This window comes from Mesorhizobium sp. M1A.F.Ca.IN.022.07.1.1 (genome assembly GCF_003997575.1).
GTDB lineage: Bacteria > Pseudomonadota > Alphaproteobacteria > Rhizobiales > Rhizobiaceae > Mesorhizobium.
Genome location: NZ_RZST01000317.1, coordinates 1 through 6,827 on the forward strand (window position 1 = coordinate 1; position 6,827 = coordinate 6,827).

The window sequence follows — 6,827 nt, forward strand, 5'->3', positions numbered from 1 at the left end:
GGTCCTTGGCAGGGTCGGCCTTACGGCACGACTTCGCCGTGCTGGGTGACGTCGAGACCCTCGACCTCTTCCTGGGTGCTCGGACGCAGGCCGACCAGCGCCTTGACGATGTAGAGGATCACCAAGGTGGCGACCGCCGTCCATACGATGGTGACAGCGACGCCGTATGCCTGCTTGGCGAGCGAGGCGCCCGACGACAGGCTGTTGATCGCCGGATCGGCGAGCACACCGGTCAGCAGTGCGCCGACGATGCCGCCGACGCCGTGGACGCCGAAGGCGTCGAGTGAATCGTCATAGCCCATGGCGTGCTTGAGCTTGACCGCCGACAGGTAGCAGACGACGCCGGCGATGATGCCGACGAAGAAGGCGCCGGTCGGGTTGACGAAGCCGGAAGCAGGCGTCACCGCGACAAGGCCCGCGACGGCGCCCGAGATGATACCGAGCACCGAAGGCTTCTTGGCGACGATCCATTCGGCGAACATCCAGGCCAGCGCCGCCGCGGCGGTGGCGACCTGCGTGTTCAACATCGCAGCGCCGGCGAGGCCGTCGGCGGCCAGTTCCGAACCGGCGTTGAAGCCGAACCAGCCGACCCACAGCAGCGAGGCGCCGATGACCGAATAGACCAGGTTGTGCGGCGCCATGTTGGTGGTGCCGTAGCCCTCGCGCTTGCCGAGAACGAGCGCGCAGACCAGGCCCGCGACACCGGCATTGATATGGACGACGGTGCCGCCGGCGAAATCGAGCACACCGGCGGTGGCGAGGAAGCCGCCGCCCCATACCCAGTGGGCGACAGGCGCGTAGACGACCAGCAGCCACAGCGCCATGAAGATGAGCAGCGCCGAGAACTTCAAGCGTTCGGCGAAGGCGCCGGCGATCAGCGCGGGGGTGATGATGGCGAAGGTCATCTGGAACATCGAGAAGACGAATTCAGGGATGTTCGCCACACCGGGCGCCCACAGCGAGGAAGTGGTGATGCCGTGGTGGAAGAATTTCGAGGCACCGCCGATAAACTTGTTCATGCCGCCGCCGTCGGAGAAGGCCAGCGAGTAGCCGAACATGAACCACAGCACCGTCACCAGGCAGGTGATGGCGAAGCTCTGCATGATGGTGGCGAGCACGTTCTTCTTGCGCACCATGCCGCCGTAAAACAGCGCCAGGCCCGGGATGGTCATCATCAGCACCAGCGCCGTCGAGGTCAGCATCCAGGCGGTGTTGCCAGTGTCGAGCGCGGGCGCCGGGGCGGCCGGCGCTGCGGCCGTGGCTGCCGGAGCGGCTTCCTGCGCGAAAGCGGCGGCGGTGCTGAACGCTACGAGAGCGAGCGCAGCGGCCGCGCGTCCCGTCGTCTTCAAGGGGGAAGGAATATTCATTGAACTCTCCGTTGGAATAGCTGGTCGCCGCTCAGAGCGCGTCGGTGTCTGTTTCGCCGGTGCGGATGCGCACCGCCTGGTCGATGCCGAAGACGAAGATCTTGCCGTCGCCGATCTGGCCGGTCTTGGCGGCGGAGCTGATGGCTTCGACGGCCTTGTCGACCATGTCGGCGCCGACGGCGACCTCGATCTTGATTTTGGGCAGGAAGCTGACCGCGTATTCGGCGCCGCGATAGATTTCCGTATGTCCCTTCTGACGCCCGTAGCCTTTGACTTCGGTGACGGTCAGGCCCTGGATGCCGACGGCGGTGAGCGCTTCGCGCACCTCGTCGAGCTTGAACGGCTTGATGATTGCCATCACGATTTTCATAAGGTTTCACCCTTTGCTGTTGCGGTCCCCCGCGTTTGCACACCTTCACCGATCCCGAGGAGAGCCGGAGAGTGCAGGACAGGATTCAAGCTCCGTGCCAATCGCCGAAGCAGGACATTAACCTATTGTAAACAAACGGGATCCGCAGCCCTTGCTCAACAAACGGGCGCAGTGCCGCAATGGCTCATGATTAAAAAATGGGCAAAATTTGGAAAATGCCTGCTTTCTAGGCTTGCCTCGAAGCCGGCTCAGCGTTTCAGCCGGATGAGGCCTTCCTGGGCGACCGAGGCGATCAGCGTTCCGTCGCGCGCGAACAGCGATCCGCGGGTGAAACCGCGCGAGCCTTGCGTGGAGGGGCTGTCCTGCGTGTAGAGGATCCAGTCGTCCAGCGAATGACTGCGGTGGAACCACATGGCATGGTCGAGGCTGGCCGCCTGGATGTCGCGATCGAAGATGGCGCGGCCATGCGCGAAGGTCGAGGTGTCGAGCAGCGTCATGTCGGAGAGATAGGCAAGCACCGCCGCCTGCGTGGCGCGGTCTTCCGGCACCGGGCCTGTGGTGCGGATCCAGATATTCTGCTCCGGCTCCAGCTTTTCGCGGCTGGTATAGTGCTTGAGCATTACCGGCTTCATCTCGATCGGCCGGTCGCGCTCCCAGTAGCGTTTGATGCCTTCCGGCACCGCCTCGCCGAACTTGCCGAGCAGCTCGCGCTGCGACAAAAGCGTGTCGGGCGCCGGCACGTTGCGTGGCATCGGCAGCTGATGCTCCAGCCCGACCTCGTCCTGCTGGAACGAGGCTTCCAGCGAGAAGATCGCCTGCTCATGCTGGATCGCCACCACCCGGCGCGTGGTGAAAGAGCCGCCGTCGCGGATGCGGTCGACCTCATAGACGATCGGAACCTTGGTGTCGCCGGGCCGCATGAAATAGCCGTGCAGCGAATGCACATGGCGCCCGGGCTCGACAGTGCGCTGGGCGGCGACCAGCGCCTGAGCGATCGTCTGGCCGCCGAACACGCGCTGCCAGTCGAGCTTGGGGCTGCGACCACGATACAGGTTGTGTTCGAGCTGCTCGAGGTCGAGAATGTCGAGAAGCTCGTCCATGGCCGCCGTCATGTTCCACCTCCCTTGAAGATGTGTCATGGCGGGTTTCGGACAGGAGAGCCGGGCAGTCAAGCTGCAACGGCCGCCGCGGCGGCCGTAGGCCGCGAAAGGAAAGTGCCATGGTCGACCGCAAGGCGGATGCAGCGGACAAAACCTCGGTGGACGTGCTGGTGGCGGGCGCCGGCTATGTCGGCCTTGCCGCGGCCGTGTCGCTGAAGCAGGCGCGACCGAGCCTTGCCGTCGCCATTGTCGATGCCGCGCCTGCCGGCGTCTGGCAGAAGGACGGCCGCGCCTCGGCGATCGCCGCAGCAGCCTGCCGCATGCTGGAGCAGCTCGGCGTCTGGGACGAGATCGCGCCCGAGGCGCAGGCGATCACCGAGATGATCATCACCGATTCGCGTGCCGCCGATCCGGTGCGGCCGGTGTTTTTGACCTTCGACGGCGAGGTGGCGCCCGGCGAACCCTTCGCCCATATGGTGGCCAACCGGGTCCTAAACGGCGCGCTGCGCCGCCGCGCCGAAAAACTCGGCATCGACGTCATCGAAGGCATGGCCGTCAGCGCCTTCGACACGAACGGCGCCGGCATCACCGTGCATCTGGCCGACGGCGCCGCGCTTAAGGCCTGCCTGCTCGTCGCCGCTGACGGCGTCAATTCGAAGCTGCGCGACATGGCCGGCATCAAGACGGTGAAATGGGAATACGGCCAGTCCGGCATCGTCTGCACGGTCGCGCATGAGCGCCCGCACAATGGCCGCGCCGAGGAACATTTTTTGCCCGCCGGCCCCTTCGCCACCTTGCCGCTGAAGCCTGAGGAGGACGGCACCAATCGCTCCTCGATCGTCTGGGTGGAGCGCACGGAAGACGCGCAGAAGCTGGTCGAGGGCGACGAATTCGTCTTCGAGCATGAGCTGGAGCAGCGCTTTGGGCTGAAGCTCGGCGAGATCCGCGTCGCCGACAAGCCGCGCGCCTGGCCGCTCGGCCTGATCCTTGCGCGCGCCTTCGTCGCACCGCGCATCGCGCTCGCCGGCGATGCGGCGCACGGCATCCATCCGATCGCCGGTCAGGGCCTCAATCTCGGCTTCAAGGATGTCGCAGCACTTGCCGAAGTGGTGGTCGAGGCCGACCGGCTCGGCCAGGATATCGGCGCGCTCGACGTGCTCGAGCGCTACCAGCAATGGCGCCGCTTCGACACGCTGCAGATGGGCGTCACCACCGACGTGCTGAACCGCCTGTTTTCCAACGACATCGGCCCGCTGCGCGCCGTGCGCGACCTCGGCCTCGGCCTCGTCGAGCGCATGCCGAAGCTCAAGGACTTCTTCATCCGTCAGGCGTCTGGCCTGTCAGGCGACACGCCGCGGCTATTGAAGGGCGAAGCGATCTAGCGCCTAGCAATTGGCCGGTGCCTACGCGACGTCGTCATCCACGGCGGGAGCGGGAGCGAAGCGGACGCGAAGACCCTAGGATCCATGCGGTGAGCTTGGTCGAAGAATGCCGCCGAGCAGAATTCTGCACCGCTGCAACGCTTATAGGTAACGGAATGGATTCTATGGTCTGCGCCGCGTCGCTTCGCTCCTTGCTCCGCCATAGAATGACGATGCGAGAAGCGTTTCGGCCAATCACGAAGGTAGGCGATCCGGCCGCCACTGCTTCAGCTTAATTGACCTCAAAACCCAGCTTCTGCCGCAGCCTCACCATCCGCTGATCGGCGATGCGCAGGCGGTGCTCGCCGCCCTGTGCCACCCGGTTCAGCATGCTGAGCAGATCGTCCCGTTCGTGCGGCTCGAGGCGCTCGCGCAGGAACGGCGCCAGCTTGTCGATGACGATCGTGGTGTCGTCGACCTGCGCGGCCGCCCATTTGGCGTAGACGACGGCCTCGTCGGTTTTCTTAGGGTTGTCGGCAATCTGCGCGATCACCTCACGGATGACGGCTTCGCGCTGCGGCAGGATCGGGCCATGTTCCGAAACGATCGCGGTGATCAGCGTCGCGGCGGCCACGACCGGATCGTCGATCGCCGTCAGCGGCGAAAGTGCCGCCTGTTTGCGCAGCTTCTTGCGGCGGATATTGCCCTGCACGCGGCCGATAACGTCGGCGACCTCGCTGGCCGCCTCGTTCATCGCCTTCAGCCGGTACCACCAGATGGCCGCCACGCCGAGCAGGCCAAGCATAGCGAGCAGAAAAGGCATGCCGAATTCCCCCGAAACCGCGGCAACGATAGAAGAAGTACAGCATCGCTTCAACTCGCGACAATTGCGGCGATGAACAAACCGCTAATAGCTCCGGGTCATGACCCCGGTATGTCGTAGACAGCCCTGACCTCGACGGTGCCGAGCTCGGCCAGCGGAATGCCGTCTGCGATCGCCATCGCCTCGTCAAGATCCGCGGCCTCGACCATGACGAAGCCGAGCAGCTGTTCTTTCGTCTCGGCGAACGGCCCGTCGGTAACCAGCCGCTTGCCCTTGCGACGCCTGAGCGACTTCGACATCTTCACCGGCTGCAGCGCCTGCGCGATGATCAGCTTGCCTTGTCGATCGAGTTCCCTGTCATAGGCTAGCGAATCGGCGTCGAGCTTGGCGGATCGTTCCGGCGTGAGCGCGAAGAGGTCCTTTTCCTCGCCGTAGACCAGCAGGACATATTTCATTGTCAGTTCCCTTCCTGCGATGAACCATAGGAGGCGACCGCGATGCTGTCAGCCTTGCTTCTGGCCGCCGCATGATCGAGCAGGCATGCCGCAATCCCGATTATGGCCACGGCCGCCGCCAGCCGGCCGAGGCCGAAGGCCGGGGGATCCAGCCAGAACTCTTCCGGTCGCTGCACCCTTCCGCCGGGGCGCCTCCAAAGTCCGAAAAACAGATTGTCCATCTTCAACCTCCTTCGGCCCCGAACTTCGTGGCCGCCCCCAGGACGGTCCGGCCGCCGGGAAGTCGACATTCTGCACGCGCTTTTTTTGAGAATTTTTTCGCGGGCGTCGACTTCGCAGGCACAATCGCGCCATGGTCTTCCGGCGCGCTCGCGCTATAGTTCAGCGGAACGCCGGCGCCCGCCGGCGCGAACCCCGACAAGCCAGGAGGACTTCATGGACCGCACCGCAAACGCCGTCTGGAAAGGCAATCTGAAAGAGGGCAAGGGCACGCTGGAAACGCAGAGCGGGACTCTGAAGGGCATACCCTATTCCTTCAAGGCGCGCTTCGAGGATGAGAGCGGCAAATCCGGCACCAATCCGGAAGAGCTGATCGCCGCCGCCCATGCCGGATGCTACGCCATGCAGCTGTCGCATTTCCTCGCCGAGAACGGCACCCCGGCCACCGCGCTCGACTCCAAGGCTGTTGTGACACTGGTGCCCGGCACCGGCATAACCGGCAGCGCCATCACCCTGGTCGGCAAGGTCCCGGGCATCGATGCGGCAAAGTTCCAGGAACTGGCCGAGAAGGCCAAGGCCGAGTGCCCGGTCTCAAAGGCGCTCGGCGCCATCAAGGTCTCGCTCGACGCCAGGCTGGGCTGACGTAGACTGCGCGGGGCAGGGATCAGTCGCGCCCCCCTTTGCCCTGCCGGACATCTCCCCCACGAGGGGGAAGATCGGATATTCGCGCCGGCTTTCGCCAATCACCGACGCCGCGAGCGAGGCGCTGGAACTGCCAATCTCCCCCCTCGTGGGGGAGATGTCCGGCAGGACAGAGGGGGGCGCTGTCCCGCCATCATCTCACGCTAGCCGCCCAGCGCCTCGATTTTGGCACGCAACGCGCCGACCTCTTCCTCGAGCGCCCGCACCCGCGCTTCGAGATCGGAGGCGTCGGAGGACGCCGGCGGTTGCCATGGCGCTGCCGCCGCTGATACTTCCACCGGACCGCTGAACAGATGCACATAGCGCTCCTCGCGCTGCCCGGGCGCACGTTCGAGCAGCAGAATGAGCGGCGGACGGCGGCCGATCATCAGGTCGAGATTGTCGCGAAGCTCTTCGATCGACCCGAAGCGCGCCATGCGCTCGGAACGGG

At 65.0% G+C, this 6,827-nt stretch carries 8 protein-coding genes and 1 pseudogene; 2 read left to right on the forward strand and 7 right to left on the reverse strand.

The genetic code is table 11. The features are described 5' to 3' along the window. Nucleotides 1-20 precede the first annotated feature (20 nt). The 3 genes from EOA75_RS26265 to tesB all read right to left on the reverse strand — a co-directional run bounded on the left by EOA75_RS26265 (nt 21) and on the right by tesB (nt 2,849). Nucleotides 21-1,202: an ammonium transporter gene (locus tag EOA75_RS26265; protein ID WP_245322420.1), complete on the reverse strand. Its 1,182-nt coding sequence runs from the start codon at nt 1,200-1,202 to the stop codon at nt 21-23. Nucleotides 1,203-1,398: 196 nt separating this feature from the next. After that, nucleotides 1,399-1,737, reverse strand: coding sequence for a P-II family nitrogen regulator (locus tag EOA75_RS26270; RefSeq protein ID WP_066998360.1), 339 nt, complete (start codon nt 1,735-1,737; stop codon nt 1,399-1,401). A 248-nt stretch (nt 1,738-1,985) separates the two neighbouring features. Continuing rightward, the gene (gene tesB / locus EOA75_RS26275; protein ID WP_127325522.1) at nt 1,986-2,849 is read right to left on the reverse strand and encodes an acyl-CoA thioesterase II; all 864 of its coding nucleotides are present in this window, start codon (nt 2,847-2,849) and stop codon (nt 1,986-1,988) included. A 107-nt stretch (nt 2,850-2,956) separates the two neighbouring features. On the opposite strand from tesB, the gene EOA75_RS26280 reads away from it, so the two are divergent. Continuing rightward, on the forward strand, nt 2,957-4,219 hold the full coding sequence (locus tag EOA75_RS26280) for a ubiquinone biosynthesis hydroxylase (RefSeq protein WP_095825193.1): 1,263 nt from the start codon (nt 2,957-2,959) through the stop codon (nt 4,217-4,219). A 271-nt stretch (nt 4,220-4,490) separates the two neighbouring features. Here the strand turns inward: EOA75_RS26280 and EOA75_RS26290 are convergent, their stop codons facing one another. From EOA75_RS26290 to EOA75_RS26300, 3 genes are all read right to left on the reverse strand, one after another. Then, entirely contained in the window at nt 4,491-5,021 is a 531-nt protein-coding gene (locus tag EOA75_RS26290; RefSeq protein WP_095799646.1) for a hypothetical protein, read from the reverse strand. A gap of 98 nt (nt 5,022-5,119) precedes the next feature. Continuing rightward, the gene (locus tag EOA75_RS26295; protein ID WP_095782697.1) at nt 5,120-5,476 is read right to left on the reverse strand and encodes a YciI family protein; all 357 of its coding nucleotides are present in this window, start codon (nt 5,474-5,476) and stop codon (nt 5,120-5,122) included. Between the two features lie 2 nt (nt 5,477-5,478). Beyond that, nucleotides 5,479-5,697, reverse strand: a complete 219-nt coding sequence (locus EOA75_RS26300; RefSeq protein WP_095799644.1) for a hypothetical protein — start codon at nt 5,695-5,697, stop codon at nt 5,479-5,481. A gap of 214 nt (nt 5,698-5,911) precedes the next feature. Here EOA75_RS26300 and EOA75_RS26305 point away from each other — a divergent pair, with 214 nt between their 5' ends. Continuing rightward, a complete protein-coding gene (locus EOA75_RS26305) occupies nt 5,912-6,337 on the forward strand; it encodes an OsmC family protein (protein WP_095779974.1) in 426 nt (141 codons plus the stop codon). A 203-nt stretch (nt 6,338-6,540) separates the two neighbouring features. Here EOA75_RS26305 and EOA75_RS26315 read toward each other — a convergent pair. Beyond that, nucleotides 6,541-6,827 (reverse strand): annotated as a pseudogene (locus EOA75_RS26315) (DUF480 domain-containing protein); the annotation flags it as partial.